Annotated in this window: 13 protein-coding genes and 1 rRNA gene; 5 read left to right on the plus strand and 9 right to left on the minus strand. The window is 73.2% G+C overall.

Annotation, left to right across the window (positions count from 1 at the left end; all coding sequences use genetic code 11):
• Positions 1-70, plus strand: a 5S ribosomal RNA gene (rrf, locus tag IF27_RS32130); the annotation flags it as partial.
• A gap of 86 nt (positions 71-156) precedes the next feature.
• Positions 157-642 carry a GNAT family N-acetyltransferase gene (locus IF27_RS06705; RefSeq protein ID WP_052848468.1) on the plus strand — a complete coding sequence of 162 codons (486 nt, stop codon included), beginning with the start codon at positions 157-159 and terminating at the stop codon, positions 640-642.
• On the opposite strand, the gene IF27_RS06710 is transcribed toward IF27_RS06705, so the two are convergent.
• Genes IF27_RS06710 through IF27_RS06730 form a run of 5 tightly spaced genes read right to left on the minus strand, consistent with a single transcriptional unit; the run spans position 626 to position 7,051 of the window.
• On the minus strand, positions 626-1,807 hold the full coding sequence (locus tag IF27_RS06710; RefSeq protein ID WP_052848469.1) for a type IV secretory system conjugative DNA transfer family protein: 1,182 nt from the start codon (positions 1,805-1,807) through the stop codon (positions 626-628). The two genes, IF27_RS06705 and IF27_RS06710, sit on opposite strands and share 17 nt — an antisense overlap.
• A 20-nt stretch (positions 1,808-1,827) precedes the next feature.
• Entirely contained in the window at positions 1,828-3,246 is a 1,419-nt protein-coding gene (locus IF27_RS06715) for an ATP-binding protein (RefSeq protein WP_052848470.1), read from the minus strand.
• A 46-nt stretch (positions 3,247-3,292) separates the two neighbouring features.
• Entirely contained in the window at positions 3,293-4,846 is a 1,554-nt protein-coding gene (locus IF27_RS06720; RefSeq protein ID WP_052848471.1) for an SCO6880 family protein, read from the minus strand.
• Positions 4,843-6,225, minus strand: a complete 1,383-nt coding sequence (locus IF27_RS06725) for a hypothetical protein (RefSeq protein WP_223290943.1) — start codon at positions 6,223-6,225, stop codon at positions 4,843-4,845. The genes IF27_RS06720 and IF27_RS06725 overlap by 4 nt, the downstream gene beginning before the upstream one ends.
• A complete protein-coding gene (locus IF27_RS06730) occupies positions 6,215-7,051 on the minus strand; it encodes a hypothetical protein (protein ID WP_052848472.1) in 837 nt (278 codons plus the stop codon). The genes IF27_RS06725 and IF27_RS06730 overlap by 11 nt, the downstream gene beginning before the upstream one ends.
• A gap of 273 nt (positions 7,052-7,324) precedes the next feature.
• On the opposite strand from IF27_RS06730, the gene IF27_RS06735 reads away from it, so the two are divergent.
• Positions 7,325-7,765, plus strand: a complete 441-nt coding sequence (locus tag IF27_RS06735; protein WP_052848828.1) for a GNAT family N-acetyltransferase — start codon at positions 7,325-7,327, stop codon at positions 7,763-7,765.
• A 73-nt stretch (positions 7,766-7,838) separates the two neighbouring features.
• The gene (locus IF27_RS06740) at positions 7,839-8,120 is read left to right on the plus strand and encodes an STAS domain-containing protein (protein WP_190232837.1); all 282 of its coding nucleotides are present in this window, start codon (positions 7,839-7,841) and stop codon (positions 8,118-8,120) included.
• 39 nt (positions 8,121-8,159) lie between these two features.
• Here the strand turns inward: IF27_RS06740 and IF27_RS06745 are convergent, their stop codons facing one another.
• The 4 genes from IF27_RS06745 to IF27_RS30890 form a co-directional block, all read right to left on the minus strand.
• Entirely contained in the window at positions 8,160-9,200 is a 1,041-nt protein-coding gene (locus IF27_RS06745; RefSeq protein WP_052848474.1) for a cupin domain-containing protein, read from the minus strand.
• A 39-nt stretch (positions 9,201-9,239) separates the two neighbouring features.
• On the minus strand, positions 9,240-10,562 hold the full coding sequence (locus tag IF27_RS06750; RefSeq protein ID WP_110945630.1) for an Nramp family divalent metal transporter: 1,323 nt from the start codon (positions 10,560-10,562) through the stop codon (positions 9,240-9,242).
• Positions 10,563-10,671: 109 nt separating this feature from the next.
• On the minus strand, positions 10,672-11,730 hold the full coding sequence (locus IF27_RS06755) for a sigma-70 family RNA polymerase sigma factor (protein ID WP_052848475.1): 1,059 nt from the start codon (positions 11,728-11,730) through the stop codon (positions 10,672-10,674).
• Between the two features lie 95 nt (positions 11,731-11,825).
• Positions 11,826-12,353, minus strand: a complete 528-nt coding sequence (locus IF27_RS30890; RefSeq protein WP_052848476.1) for a SecDF P1 head subdomain-containing protein — start codon at positions 12,351-12,353, stop codon at positions 11,826-11,828.
• Positions 12,354-12,501: 148 nt separating this feature from the next.
• Between IF27_RS30890 and IF27_RS06765 the strand changes: the two genes are divergently transcribed.
• On the plus strand, positions 12,502-14,022 hold the full coding sequence (locus IF27_RS06765; protein ID WP_052848477.1) for a protein kinase domain-containing protein: 1,521 nt from the start codon (positions 12,502-12,504) through the stop codon (positions 14,020-14,022).
• Positions 14,023-14,028 lie beyond the last annotated feature (6 nt).

The raw sequence follows: 14,028 nt of genomic DNA on the forward strand, positions 1-14,028 counted from the left end.
GGAAGCTAAGCTCTCCAGCGCCGATGGTACTGCATGGGGGACCGTGTGGGAGAGTAGGACACCGCCGGACAATTATTGAAAGAGTAGGGCCCGTTGAACCTCAACGGGCCCTACTCGTATTTGCCCTCCCGCCGTTCGGGTGCGAGCATCGGGCTCATGGCGTACAGGGTTCGTCGCACGTCCCGGGACGACTGGCGGGAGCTGCGCAGGCTCAGGCTCGCCGCCCTGCGGGACCCTGTCGCGTCCGTCGCGTTCTACGAGCCCTACGAGGAGGCGCTTCGCCTCACCCGCGGGGAGTGGGAACGCCGGGCCATCGGGCGGACCACCGTGACGTTCGTCGGCGTGACCGACACCGGTGACTGGGGCGGCATGGTCGGCGTCTTCGCCAAGGGATCGGTCGCGCAGGTCGTCGGCGTGTACATGCGCCCCGAGCACCGGGGCACCGGTCTCGCCGCTCTCCTGATGCGGGCCGCCATCGACTGGGCCGACGGGCGGGAAGTGCGGCTGCGCGTCCACGAGAACAATCCGCGGGCCGTGCGGTTCTACCGCTCGCTCGGCTTCGAGCCCACAGGCGACCGCGCCGTGGACCCCGCCGACCCGGCCTTCGAGACCTACGAGTTGGTGCTCAGGCCCCTGCGATGACCGTCAGGCTCGGCCAGGTGCCCGTCAACTCGTCCACCAGGGCGTGCCGCAGCGGCGCCGTCTCGCGGTGCTGTCCGACGACGTAGAGCGTGCCGCCCTCGCCCGCGAGGTTGTCGAGCGCGAGGGAGTCCACCCGGCCCGGCGTGCAGGACTGACGGATGTGCACCTGGTCCAGGCCGCCGAGGGCGCGGGCGATCAGGTCGAGTGCCGCGTCGCGCCGTACCGGATGCGCCTCCAGCGCGCTCTCCAGCTCCATCGACGCGCCACCGGCGGCCCGGGAGTGCGTCCGCAGGATCTTCCTCGGCTCGCCGTGCGAGCGGCCGTGGCCCCAGCGGTGCACCTGGTGCGGGGACGCGCCCGCTAGGGCCGCGGCGTGCAGGTAGCAGCGCAGGATCGTCTCGGCCGTGGCGGTGTCGAGCTGGAAGATCGGCTCCGAGGGACGCACGGGGGCGAGGAGCGCGGCAGCGCGGCGCCGTGCCGTCCCCATGTCCTCACAGCCGCGCAGCGGCGACCAGCGCAGGCGGTTGGGGGCGTCGGTGAGATGCCCCGGGTCGTAGACGTGCGCGGGGCCCGACTTCGAGCGGCGGCGCGCGGTGCGCGTCCACAGGGAGCCGTCCGGGTCGATCACGACCAGACCAGGGGGCGCAGTGAGGACGGCCGCCGCCTTCGCGTCGGACGGCTCAGCGGCCGGAGGGACGTCCGCCTCCGGCGGCCGGGGGGCGCTCTCGCGTGGGGACGGCGGGGGTTCTGGCGCCTCGCCCACCGGGCGGGCGTTCTCCACCGGCCGTGCGCGGCGTGCACGCCAGCGCGCCGCCCTGACGTAGAGCCCGAGCGCCGTGAAGAACAGCGCCGCCAGCTGGAGGAGGAAGACGATCCAGACGGCCGCGGCGCCCGGCAGGTCGGCCGGGTCGGCGTCGGGCCAGGCCGCGGCGACGTCGCCCGGCGCGGTGAAGAAGGAACGGATGGCGCCCGCCGTGCTGAGGAAGGTGACGCCGGGTGGCCAGGCGCCGCCGGTCAGCAGCCCGGCGAGACCGGTCGCCGTCCAGATGAGCCCGGTGAGGGCGAGCATCAGCGCGAGGCCGCCGATGAGCAGGGTGTCGGGGATGCCGCCGCGTCCCGCCGGGGCGGGAGCGGCGCCGCGGGAGGCGCGCTGGTCGTGGGACATGGGCGATCCTGGTGGGCCGGTCAGATGACGCCCTGTCGCTTCTCGAACGACAGGGCGCGGGCTTCGGTCTCGGCCTCGAACGGGTCCTCGGCCTCCGCCGCGGCCAGCGCCGTCGCCTCCGCCAGGGCGGCGGAGGACTCGGTCATGGCGCGGTCGGTGAAGACGAGGGGCCGCTCGGCCTCCGTGATCAGGTGCTTGACGACCTGGACGTTCCCGTTGACGTCCCAGACGGCCATGCCGGGCGTCAGCGTCGGGATGATCTCCACGGCCCAGCGCGGCAGGCCGAGGACCTGTCCTGTGGCCCTGGCCTCGTCCGACTTCTGGGCGTAGACGGTCCGCGTGGACGCCATCTTGAGGATCGCCGCGGCCTCCTTCGCCGCCGCGCCGTCCACGACGTCCGACAGGTGGTGGACCACCGCGACGAACGACAGGCCGAGCCGCCGCCCGAACTTCAGCAGCCGCTGGAACAGTTGCGCGACCGAGGGCGAGTTGATGATGTGCCACGCCTCCTCGACCAGGAAGATCCGCTTCCTGCGGTCCGGCCTGATCCAGGTGTGTTCCAGCCACACGCCGACGATCGCCATCAGGATCGGCATGGCGATGGAGTTGCGGTCGATGTGGGAGAGGTCGAAGACGATCAGCGGCGCGTCGAGGTCGATGCCGACGGTCGTCGGGCCGTCGAACATGCCGCGCAGGTCGCCGTCCACGAGGCGGTCCAGGACGAGGGCGACGTCGAGGCCCCAGGCGCGGACGTCCTCCAGCTCGACGTTCATCGCCTCGGCGGCCTCGGGCAGCGGGTGGCGCAGCCGTTCCACGATGTCGGTCAGTATCGGCTGGCGATCGACCGTCGTCTGGTTGACGTACGCGTGGGCCACCTTGAGCGCGAAGCCGGAGCGCTCGTCCAGCGAACGGCCCAGCGCCACCTCGACGATGGTGCGCAGCAGGGCGAGCTGCCCTGTGGTGGTGATGGCCGGGTCCAGCGGGTTGAGCCGGACGTTGCCGTCGAGCGCGGCCATCGGGTCGAGGCGGATCGGGGTGATGCCGAGCTGCTGGGCGATGAGGTTCCACTCGCCGACGCCGTCCTCGCCCTGGGCGTCGAGGACGACGACCTGCCGGTCGCGGAAGCGCAGTTGGCGCAGGACGTACGTCTTCTCCAGCGCCGACTTGCCGTTGCCCGACTCGCCGAGGACGAGCCAGTGCGGGGCCGGGAGTTGCTGGCCGTACAGGCGGAAGGGGTCGTAGATGTAGCCCTTGCCGCTGTAGACCTCGCGGCCGATGATGACGCCCGAGTCGCCGAGGCCGGGGGCGGCGGTGGGGAGGTAGACGGCCTGGGCCTGGCCCGTGGAGGTGCGGACGGGCAGGCGGGTCGTCTCGGTCCGGCCGAAGAGCAGGCCGGTGAACGCCTCGGTGAGGAGGCTCAGCGGGTCGCGTGCGGGCATGCCGGTGCCTCCTCGGTGTCGGTGCCGGTGCGGACGCCGCGGGCGGTCATCGCCTGATCCCCGTCGCGAAGGGCAGGGTGTTGACGAACGCGCGGTGGTGCTCGCGGTCGCACCACTCCAGCTTCAGGTACGACTTCCCCGCCGAGGCGCGGATCGTGCGCTTGTCGCGGGCGAGGGACTCGGGGTCGGGCGAGGAGACGGTCAGGTAGCCGACGAGGTTGACGCCAGCGGCGCCCGAGGCGAGGTCGTCGCCGCGCTGGTCGATGCGGCCGTGGGCGGCGATGTCGCGCGGGTCCACGGTGCGGTTCATCTTGGCGGCGCGGGACGCCTCGGCGGCGTCGTTCGTCTTCTCGGTGAGCATCCGCTCGATGGCGATCTCGGTGGGCTCCAGGTCCATGCACACCGCGACGGTCCTGATGACGTCGGGCGTGTGGACGAGGAGCGGCGCGAGGAAGTTGACGCCGACCGGTGTCATCGGCCACTCCTTGACCCACGCGGTCGCGTGGCACCACGGCTCGCGGGTGTCGGACTCACGCGTCTTGGCCTGGAGGTACGTGGGCTCGCGGGCGTCCAGCTCGGCGGGCCAGGCGTTGCGCTTCGACATGGCCTGGATGTGGTCGATGGGGTGGTCCGGGTCGTACATGGAGTGGATCAGCGACGCGAGGCGGGCCTCGCCCAACGGCTGGCGGACGCGGATGTCGGCCTCGGTGAGGCGTGCGCAGATGTCCGTCAGCTCGCGGGCCATGACGACGGCCAGCGCCTCGTCCTGCGTCATGGCGCGCTTGCGGCCCCGGCCGCGGGCGGCGCGGGCGATGGACTGGGCCTCGCTCGCCAGGTCGCGGGAGTGGTGCATGCAGGCGACGAGGTAGGCGCGGTGCTGCTCGCTGGAGGTGGAGACCATCGACTGGAGCTGGTCGTAGGAGTCCTGGATCCAGCGGGGGGCGCCGTCGTCGCCGCGCTCCCGTACGTCGTTGGCGTGCGCGTCGGGGTCGGCGGGGAGCGTGCGGGCGAGCATCTGGAGGCGGGAGACGTGGCCGTCGCCGTTGGCGACGTGCTTGAGGAGCGTGCCGAAACGTTCGACCAGGGTTTCCTGGTCCTCGCTGTCGCGCAGGCCGACGCCCGGGCCCTCGATCTCGATGGCGGCGGTGACCGTGCGGCGGTCGGTGTGCAGGAGGACGGCCAGCTCGTCGGGGCCGAACGCGGCGGCCAGCCAGTGGACCGGGCCGACGCCGGGGGGCGAGCCGATCTCGATCTCGCTGCCGTCGAGCCTGACCCCGGCCTCGGCGGCGTCCGAGCGGAAGGTGGCGCCTCGGCGCTGCGTGCGGCGGAAGAACCGGTTGATCTCGAACCACCTGTAGAACGTGCGGCCGTTGTAGGGCATGTAGACGGCGGCGAGGGCGACCATCGGGAAGCCCGCCAGGCCCACGATGCGGGCCGTGAGGACGGGGATGAGGATGCCGCTCAGCATGCCGAGGAACGCCCCGGCGACGATGAGCGCGATCTCGCCCGTCTCGCGGTTGCGCCCGACGATCGACTGGGGCCTGGCGCGTCCGATGAGGTAGGTGCGGCGCCTGGTGAGTGTGTGCGGTGGGGCGGTCATCCGCTACCTCCTCGTGATCCCGCGTTCCCGGACGGTCCAGGCGGGCCGGGGTTGCCCGTGGGCGACGCGCCGGGCGGGGCGGTACGGGAGCCGTGCGCGGCGACGCCGCCCGCCAGCGGATTGGCCGGACGCGCCTGGCCGCCCCCGCCGCTCGCCGTGGCGGCGCTCGCGGCGCCGTCGCGGGTGCCGTGGGTCGTCATGCCCTGGCGGAGCATCGTGGCCGGGCTGGAGACGGCGGCGCTCGCGGCGCGGCTCGACGTGTCCTGGCGCATGGCGCGCTGGCTGACGATCTCGTCGCCGAAGCCGGGGACGAAGCGGTAGATCATCGCGGAGGCGAAGATGGCCAGCAGGATGATCGCGAGGCCGGAGACGACCGAGGAGACGGCCGTGGGGCCCTGGTCGTCGGAGGACGAGGTGAGGGCGGCGGCCAGGCCGAGGACGATCACGATCACCGGCTTGATGAGGATGACGGCGATCATGATCCCGGCCCAGCGGCGGACGTGCCCCCACAGGTTCTTGTCCACGAGACCGGCGTACACGGCGGTGCCGAGGAGCGCGCCGACGTACAGCATGGCGGCGCGGATGACGAGTTCGAGGGCGAGGACGCCCGCGGCGAGGATGGAGATGAGGGAGACGACGATCAGCATGATCGGGCCGCCGCCGATGTCCTCGCCCGCTTCGAGTGCGGCGGAGAAGTCGCCGAAGAACGCGTCGGAGTTGTCGCCCGTGCCCGCGACGATGCCCTCGGTCATGCCGTCGGTGGCGGTGACGACCGAGTAGAGGATCAGCGGGGTGAACGCGGAGGCCATGACGGTCAGCCAGAGGTAGCCGATGGCCTCGGAGGCGGCGGTGGTGAGCGGGACCCCGCGGATCGCGCGCTTGACGACGGCGAGGAGCCAGAGGATGAGCGTGAGGACGGTGGAGGCGGCGAAGACGACGGCGTACTGGCGGAGGAACGACGCGTTGGTGAAGTCCACGTCGGTCGTGGCGGAGACGAGGTCGGACAGCTCGTTCACGATCCAGGCGGCGGCGTCGGCGCAGCCGCGGGCGAGGGAGGAGAGCGGGTCGAGGGACGCGTCGATCGTGTTGCCGCCGCCTCCACCGTCGCTGCCTCCCGGGGGCTCGCCCTCGCAGTACTCGCGGGCCTCCCCGTAGATCAGCCCGCAGTCCGGGTCGCCGGGCGCGTCGGAGTCCTCGGTGCTTTCCGGGTCTTCGGGTTCCTCGGGGTCCTCGGGCGCGGCGTGTGCGCGGGGGGCGGTGGCGAGCGTCAGCGCGGTGAGCCCGAGGGCGGCGGACAGACCACCGGTGACGGCGGGCGGTGCGAGCCTGACGGCGCGGTGGAGCAGCCGGAGGAGTCCGGGCCGCGGACTAGCGCGCATAGGTGAACCCTCCGTACAACTCGGCCGCTTCTGCGATCTCTTCGGCTCCGGACACGACGTCGTCGCCGCTGACCGGGGTCGGGCCCTCGGTCTGCTCCGAGCCGACGACCTTCCAGTCTCCCTCTTCCCAGGCGAGAGTGAAATGGAGCGTGAACCAGCTGGTACGTACGGGGGTCTGCGAGTCGGTGCCCGCGATGCCGAACAGTCCCGCGCACCAGACCGAGACCTCGGCGCTGGTGTCGCTGATCTCCGTGGTGGTGGAACCGACGGGGAGGGTGCGGTTGACGAAGGTGGAGCCAGCAGGGGCGCTGCCGTCCGCGTCGAGGCCGATCCGCTCGTTCAGTGCGGCGGTGAAGTCGGCGTCGTAGCCCGTCAGGAGGTCGTCGCGGGTCGCGGCGGAGCCGATGGTCTCGACGATGGTGCGGCGGCGTTCCGCGTCGAACATCTCCGTCCCGCCGAGGGCCACCGCGTAGTTGGCCGCGGCGCTCTGGGCGCCCTGCGCGTCCTGGGCGAAGCCGGTCGGGATGCCGTTGAAGGAGCCGTCCACCGGCTGTTCGCCCGAGGGCGCGGTGGAACGGGCCTCGGGGCCGTCGGCGGAGCCTCCGCCGCCTCCGCCGCCCTCCTCGCCGCCGCCGTCCCGGTTCTGGCTGGCGAAGACGATGGCGGCGAGCAGGAGCACGACCACGCAGACGATCGCCCCGATGGTGCGGCCAGGGGAGGAGACGGGGCCGCGTGGGCCGGTGTCGGGCTGGTCGGGCAGCCGCGTCCGGGTCTGCGCGGGGACGCCTCGGGCGCGCGTGTCGTCGTAGTCGTCGCCATAGCTCATAATCGCGCCCTCTCAACTGCGGCGAGTCTATTACCTCCTCACCCGACGTTAGCGTTCTCGACGGACGTTCCGCGTCTTCACGAGGGGAGTTGGCGCAAGGTCGATGCGGCGGAAGTGCACGGCTGGGGGAGACGGTGTGTCGTGGGGGTGCTGCGGCGTCAACGGGCCGCGCTCGTACGGCTCTTCACTGTCACGGGATCGCCGCCTCCGGCCGGGGGCCGCCCTGCCGGTCGTGGCCGGACGGCGCTGTGCTCGGATAGGGGCATGACGGACATGACCGAAGTGGTGGACGGGGGCGGCGTCTCGGTACGGGCGGCCTCGGCCTCGGACGTGCAGGCCGTGCTCGGGTTCTGGCGGCGCGCCGCCGAGGGCGCGAGCATCAGCGACGACCCGGCGGGTGTCGGGCGGCTGATCGCGCGGGACGCCGGGGCGCTGCTGCTCGCCGAGGTGGACGGGGCGCTGGCGGGGACCGTGATCGCCGGGTTCGACGGCTGGCGGTGCCACCTGTACCGGCTCGCCGTGGCGCCCGACCTGCGGCGGCGCGGGGTGGCCACGGCGCTGCTGGACGCGGCGGAGGCGCGGTTCGCCGCGCTCGGCGGTCGGCGTGCCGACGCGATGGTGCTGCGGCGCAACGAGGTGGCGCACCACGCGTGGGCTGCGCGCGGGTACCGGGCCGAGGAGGAGTGGCGGCGTTGGGTCAAGCCGCTGGTCTGACGGGCGGTGTTGGTCCTCCCGATGAGTTCTCGGCGGCCGGGTGGTCTTGTCGGCAGGTGAGGAGGCCGCTGTGGTGAGTGCGGAGTTCGTGGTGTGGGGGCCGCTCGTGCGGGCTGACGTACCGGGGGTGTGCGCGCGGTTGGAGGACGAACTGCGCCGGACGGGTGCCGGGACGGTGACGGTCGATCTGGCCGCTGTGACCGGGGCGGGCGCGGCGGCCGTGGACGCCGTGGCACGGCTGCGGCTGACGGCCGGACGGGCGGGGTGCCGCGTGCGATTCCTGCATGTGGCGGCGGAGTTGCGGGCCGTGCTGACCCTGGTCGGGCTGGGGGAGCTGCTGGCCGACGGGGGCTGACGAGGGCTGACGGGCGGGCGTGGGCCGTGTGGCGTGGGGTCAGGAGACGGGGTCCACCGGGTTGACCCGATCGACGAACAGCGGGTCGAGCGGCGTGAAGGGCAGCCGTGGCATGGCCTCCGGGGTGGTGGCGAACGCCGCGGCCAGCACCTCGTGGGCGAAGCCGCTGACCGACGCCTTGTAGCCGATGTCCGCCGGGGTGGCCTGGTCGAAGTAGACGAGGAAGTGCAGGTCGCCCTCGCCGACGTCCTCGATCTGGTGCGGATAGGCGCGGGGTACGAAGTAGACGTCGCCCGGCCGCAGCAGGTAGGTCTCGGCGGAGCCGTCGGGGTTGAGCACGGTCATCCGCGCCTGCCCCTCGTGGACGTAGCCCATCTCGGCCGTGACCGGGTGCCAGTGCGGCTCGCGCATGCCCTCGTCGAGGACGCGCAGCGAGTACATCGAGATGTTCTCCAGGATCGGCCAGAACTGCTTGCGCGCGGTCTTCGCCGAGCCTGAGGGGAGGTCGATCGGCGCGGCCATCGCCTCGACGTCGAACCGGTGGAGGTTGGGGCGGCGGGCGTCGAGGGGGACGTCGGCCGGGCCGCGGCGGCTGCCGAGGCGGGTGTCGGTGGTGCTGCGGCGCAGGGTGGCGAAGGCGGAGGACGGCAGGCCGTAGGTGTTGCCGAGGACGGCGTCGGTCATGGCGCCGAAGGCGGCGGAGATGCCGAAGTCCTCGGGGCTCTCGTGGGTGAAGCCGCTGATGAACTCGGCGTCGGACTGCCCGGTGTTCTCGATGTGGTGCAGGGCGCCCGAGGGGACGAAGAACATCTGGCCCGCCGTGACGGTGAAGCTGTCGAAGGCGTCCTCGGTCCCGAATATGGTCACCAGCGCCTCCCCGCGTACGCAGTAGGTGAGTTCGGAGGCGTTGGCGTGCCAGTGGGGTTCGCGGACGCCGAGCGGGGCGAGGACCGTGCGGCGGATGGACAGGCGGCGCAGCAACGGGAGGTCGGCCGAGGTCAGTTCGGTGATCGTCCCGGAGTCCGATCCGAGGCTGGGTTCCTTGTGGAGCAGGGAACGTACGTGTGCGTACTGCGGCATGCGGGCTCCTTCTGGGGTGGGACGGGGCGGTGGGGTGGGTCAGGCGCCGAGTGTGGCGGCGCACGCCAGGGCGGCGACGGTGGCGCCGATGAGGGCCGCGGCCCAGGTGGTGCCGCGGGCGTTGACCAGCGTTCCCATCACCGTCCTGTCGCGGCTGAAGAGGATCAGCAGCGCGACGGCGACCGGTACGCCGAGGGAGACGAACACCTGGCTGGCGACGAGGAGGTGCGTCATCGGCACCTGCGCGGTCATGAGGACGGCGGCGGGGGTGAGGGTGAGGAGCCGCCGCGCCGTGGGCGGGATGCGGCGGACGAGCAGGTCGCGGGCCATGACGTCACCGGCGAGGGCGCCGACGCCGCAGGAGGAGAGGCCGGAGGCGAGGAGGGCGACGGCGAAGGCGAGGGCCGCGGCGCCGCCTGCCCGGGTGAGCAACTCGCCGTGGGCGCCGGTGAGATCGCCCGTCCAGGCGCCGTCCGTGAGGGAGGCGAGACCGGCTCCGAAGACGATCATCGAGGCGTTGACCAGCGTCGCGACGCCGAGGCCGAGCAGGCAGTCGGTCCGCAGGGCGCGGCGGACCCGCCCGGGGTGACGCTGGGCTGTGGCCGCGTCCGTGCCGGTCTGGACGACGGCGGAGTGCAGGTAGAGGGCGTGCGGCATGACCGTGGCGCCGATCATGGCGAGGATCAGCGGCAGGGCGTCGCCCGTCGGCCCGTGCGGGACCAGACCGGCCGCCAGCGCGGTGGGGGACTGGTGGCCCACGGCCAGGACGGCGAAGAGGAAGCCGCCGCCGACCAGCACCAGGGAGGCCGCCGCGGCGAGTTCGAAGCCGCGGGTGTGCCCGCGCTGCCGCAGGGCGACGACGAGCAGCGAGGCCGCCGCCGCGAGGAGGGCGGCCAGCCAGACCGGGGTGCCGAACAGCAGCCGCATGCCGATCGCGGCGCCGACGAACTCGGCGATCTCGGTGGCGGCGACGACCAGTTCGCCCTGCCACCACAGGGCACGTCTGCCCCCGGGGCCGAACCGCTCCCGGCACAGCAGCGGCAGGCTCTTGCCGGTCGCCACCCCGACCTTCGCCGACAGGTACTGGAGCAACGTGGCGCACGCGCTGGCCAGCACCACCACCCAGAGCAGGCGGTAGCCCTGGGTCGCGCCCGCCGTCAGGTTGACCGCGAAGTTGCCCGGGTCGATGTAGGCGATGGCCGCGACGAAGGCCGGGCCGACGAGCCGCCTGGTCCGCGGGACGCCGGGCCCGGCGCGGACCGTGCCAGGACCGCGCGCGGACTCCGTGGGCGCGAGCGCGGGCGGGGATGTCCGTGCCGGGGGGCCGGTGGCCGGGGACTCCGGGGAACCGCTGTGCTTCATGACGAATCCTGCCGCCGAGGGGAGTCGTCACGAACGTATGAGGTGCGCTCACGGTGTGCCACCGCTGACGGGCGCGCGGGTGAGGACCGGCGGCCGGTCCCCTCCTGCGTCAGTCGGTCGGCGCGTCCTGCGCGTCCTGCGCGTCCGGGAGGTGCGGGGGCAGGCCGAACAGCGGGAAGAACCGCTCGGTGTCGAGGAACGAGTTGATCCCGGTGATGCGCCCCTCCGCGGTCTCGATCACCTGGAGCGCCCAGGGCGTGTGCCCGCCGTCCGGGTCGGGACGGTACTGGCCGAAGGCCGGGAGGCCGTTGGCCGAGGTGGGTATGAGACGCGAGCCCCGGCAACCGTGCCCCGGGCCCAGCATCCAGGCGCAGACGTCGTCCGCGCCGCGCACCCACAGGTCGTAGGGCGGCATGCTCAGCGTCGCGTCCTCGTGGAGCAGCGTGGTGAGGGAGTCGAGGTCGTACCGCTCGAAGGCGTCGAGGTAGCGGGCGAGCAGGTCCTTCTCCTCGGTGGACAGCGCCTCGGCCGACACCGCGTCGCCCGGGGCGAGGGCCGCGTCGCCCGCGGCGTTGAGCCCGGTGGTCGCGATGGTCGCGCGGGCCCGCTGGAGCGCGCTGTTGACGGAGGCCACGCTCGTGCCGAGGAGTTCGGCGACCTCGCTCGCCTTCCACGCCAGCACCTCGCGCAGGATCAGCACCGCGCGCTGCCGTGGCGCCAGGTGCTGGAGCGCGGCGATCAGGGCCAGCCGGACGGACTCGCGCGCCTCGGCACGCTCGGCCGGGTCGGTGGCCGAGAGCATCCGGCTGTCGGGCATGGGCTCGACCCACGCCGTCTCGGGCAGCGGCGGCCCGAGCACCGCGGAGGCGGTCGGGGTGGGGGAGGACAGGTCCATGGGCCGGGCACGGCGGCTGCTGCCGGACAGCATGGTGAGACAGACGTTGGTCGCGATGCGGTACAGCCATGAGCGGAGGGAGGAGCGCCCCTCGAAGCGGTCCAGGCCGCGCCAGGCGCGCACCAGCGTCTCCTGCACCGCGTCCTCCGCCTCGAAGGCCGACCCCAGCATGCGGTAGCAGTACGCCGTCAGCTCCTTGCGGTGGCGCTCCAGCTGCGCCTCGGTCACCGGCTCGTCTGCGGACGTCGCGGTCGGTGTCGCGGCTCGGCTCATGACGGGTACCCCTCGGCTGTTGACTTTCCGGACAAGGCGGGCGGTCGATCTGCCTGCCACCCTAGCCAGGGGGTCTGACAACGGCCGGTTGCCGCTCAGGCGCGCAGCCGTCCTGCCAGGTCCTCGGCCTCCTCGCGGCTGAAGCCGCTGACGACGACCTCGCCGCCGTCGATCCTGCTGGTCACGACCGGGGCCGTCAGCAGACGCTCGCCCAGCAGCATCGCCAGCCTGCTGCCGCCCCGCCCCTCGTCCGCGACGGTCGCCGTCAGGTCGCCGAACGCGCGGGCGTCCGTGCTCCGCAGGACGATGAGGACGGACCAGTCGCCCGCGGGGGAGGGCTCCGCGTGCGCGTCCTGGACGCGCTGGACCGCCATGCCGTCCGCGTCGCGCAGGGTGAGGCAGACGCCGTCGTCCGTGACGGTCCTGCCCGGTTCCTCGACCGAGCAGGGGCTGCCCGCCTCGGCCGCCACGGGTATGAAGCGCAGGGGCGCGGCCTGTTCCGAACCCCCGGGCGACGTGCCCGCCGACAGGACCGCCAGAATGGTCATGGCCACGCCGAGGAGGGCCAGGACGCCCACGAGCAGCGCGGGCCAGGAACCGTCGCGGCGCGCCGGTGGTGTCACACGCGGCGGACCGCCGGACCACGGACCGTTCGCTTGGGCAGAGCTCATTCCAGGCCCCCTCCGGAGACGCCGCGTGGCGCTTAAAGTAGCGGTACCGGTGGCGGATGCGCAGGCCGTCGGCCGGACAGGAAGACGGGGGGTGCGTGGCATGCGGGACCGGATTCTCGAAGGCCGTTACCGGATCGGGGAACGGATCGGCGCCGGTGCCATGGGCACGGTCTGGGAGGCGCTCGACCTCCGGCTGGAACGGCAGGTGGCCGTCAAGGTCGTCGGCGCGGCGGCGGTCGGCCGTGACCCGCGGGCCAAGGAGCGGTTCGAGCGGGAGGCCAAACTGCTGGCCGGGCTGTCCAGTCCGTTCATCGTCACGGTGCACGACGCCGGTGAGTCGCGCTTCGACGAGGCGGGGGAACGGTTCCTCTTCCTCGTCATGGAACGGCTGCGCGGCCGGTCCCTTGAGCAGGTGCTCGCCGACGAACTCCCGCCGCTCGGCGAGGTGGCGCGCTGGGGCGAGCACATCTGCCGCGCGCTGGCCGTCGCGCACGGCTCCGGTGTGGTGCACCGCGACCTCAAGCCCGCCAACGTGATGGTCGGCCCCGACGGGCTCGCGCGCGTCCTGGACTTCGGGATCGCCGCCGTCCTCGCCGAGTCCACCGACCACGCGCGCCTCACATCCACCGGCGTCGTCGTGGGCACGCCGTCGTACATGTCGCCCGAGCAGATCGAGGGCCGCACGGTGGACACCCGCAGCGACCTCTACTCGGCCGGGTGCGTGCTGTACGCCCTGGCCACGGGCCGTCCGCCGTTCCTCGGGCCCTCCCTCTACCAGTTGCTGCGCCAGCAGATGGAGGAGGAGCCCGTCCCGCCGAGCGTGCTGCGGCCCGGGCTGCCCACCGCCTGGGACGAGCTGATCCTCGCGATGCTCGCCAAGCCGTCGGCCGCGCGGCCGGATTCGGCCGCCGAGGTCGCCGAGCGGCTGCGCGACCTGTCCCTGCGGTCCGCCGACGTGCCACCCGCCGCCCCGGCGGACACCGGCACCGTCTCCTACCAGCCCACGCGGGTGGACCCGCGCTCGGTGCTGCTCGCCAACTGCCCGCGCCCCGAGGGCGGGCGGCTGCCGCTGGCCACCGGGCAGCGGATGCGGCTGGCCGAGGTGCTGCCGGGGGCGGACACGTTCCGCGTCTGCCTGGACTGGCGGACGCCCGACGGGGTCGCCGTGGACGTGGACGGCAGCGCGTTCGTCGTGGACGAGGCGGGCGCCGTGCTGTCCGACGAGCACTTCGTCTTCTACAACAACCCGGAGCCCGAGGCGGTCGGCGTCCGGCTGGGCGGCGACGACCCGGAGGCCGTCTTCACCGTGGACCTGCCGAAGCTCGCCGAGCGGGCGGAGCGCGTCGTGTTCGCGCTGTCCCTCGACGAGGAGCAGAGCGACGCGGGCGGCGACCTGTCGCTGGTCAGCCTGCTGCACGCCAGGCTGCTCGGTGTCGCGAACGACGCGGAGCTGCTGTGCTACGGCTTCCCCGCGGGACCTCCCGGGGCGACCGGGCTGACGATCGGGGAGCTGGTCAGGGAGGAGGACGGCTGGTGGTTCTCGGCCGTCAGCAGGTCCTTCGACGGCGGGCTCGCCGAGGCCGCCATGACGTACGGGGTGTCGGTGGAGGCCGACGCGTGACGGGCG

The organism is Streptomyces avicenniae (assembly GCF_000719135.1).
Classification (GTDB): Bacteria; Actinomycetota; Actinomycetes; order Streptomycetales; family Streptomycetaceae; genus Streptomyces; species Streptomyces avicenniae.

Bases quoted from the DNA above. Each gene is read 5' to 3' on its own strand.
- IF27_RS06730 (WP_052848472.1), bottom strand. From the start codon at position 7,051: ATGAGCTATGGCGACGACTACGACGACACGCGCGCCCGAGGCGTCCCC.
- IF27_RS06715 (WP_052848470.1), bottom strand. From the start codon at position 3,246: ATGCCCGCACGCGACCCGCTGAGCCTCCTCACCGAGGCGTTCACCGGC.
- IF27_RS06725 (WP_223290943.1), bottom strand. From the start codon at position 6,225: ATGCGCGCTAGTCCGCGGCCCGGACTCCTCCGGCTGCTCCACCGCGCC.
- IF27_RS06735 (WP_052848828.1), top strand. From the start codon at position 7,325: ATGACCGAAGTGGTGGACGGGGGCGGCGTCTCGGTACGGGCGGCCTCG.
- IF27_RS06720 (WP_052848471.1), bottom strand. From the start codon at position 4,846: ATGACCGCCCCACCGCACACACTCACCAGGCGCCGCACCTACCTCATC.
- IF27_RS06765 (WP_052848477.1), top strand. From the start codon at position 12,502: ATGCGGGACCGGATTCTCGAAGGCCGTTACCGGATCGGGGAACGGATC.
- IF27_RS06750 (WP_110945630.1), bottom strand. From the start codon at position 10,562: ATGAAGCACAGCGGTTCCCCGGAGTCCCCGGCCACCGGCCCCCCGGCA.
- IF27_RS06710 (WP_052848469.1), bottom strand. From the start codon at position 1,807: ATGTCCCACGACCAGCGCGCCTCCCGCGGCGCCGCTCCCGCCCCGGCG.
- IF27_RS06745 (WP_052848474.1), bottom strand. From the start codon at position 9,200: ATGCCGCAGTACGCACACGTACGTTCCCTGCTCCACAAGGAACCCAGC.
- IF27_RS06755 (WP_052848475.1), bottom strand. From the start codon at position 11,730: ATGAGCCGAGCCGCGACACCGACCGCGACGTCCGCAGACGAGCCGGTG.
- IF27_RS06705 (WP_052848468.1), top strand. From the start codon at position 157: ATGGCGTACAGGGTTCGTCGCACGTCCCGGGACGACTGGCGGGAGCTG.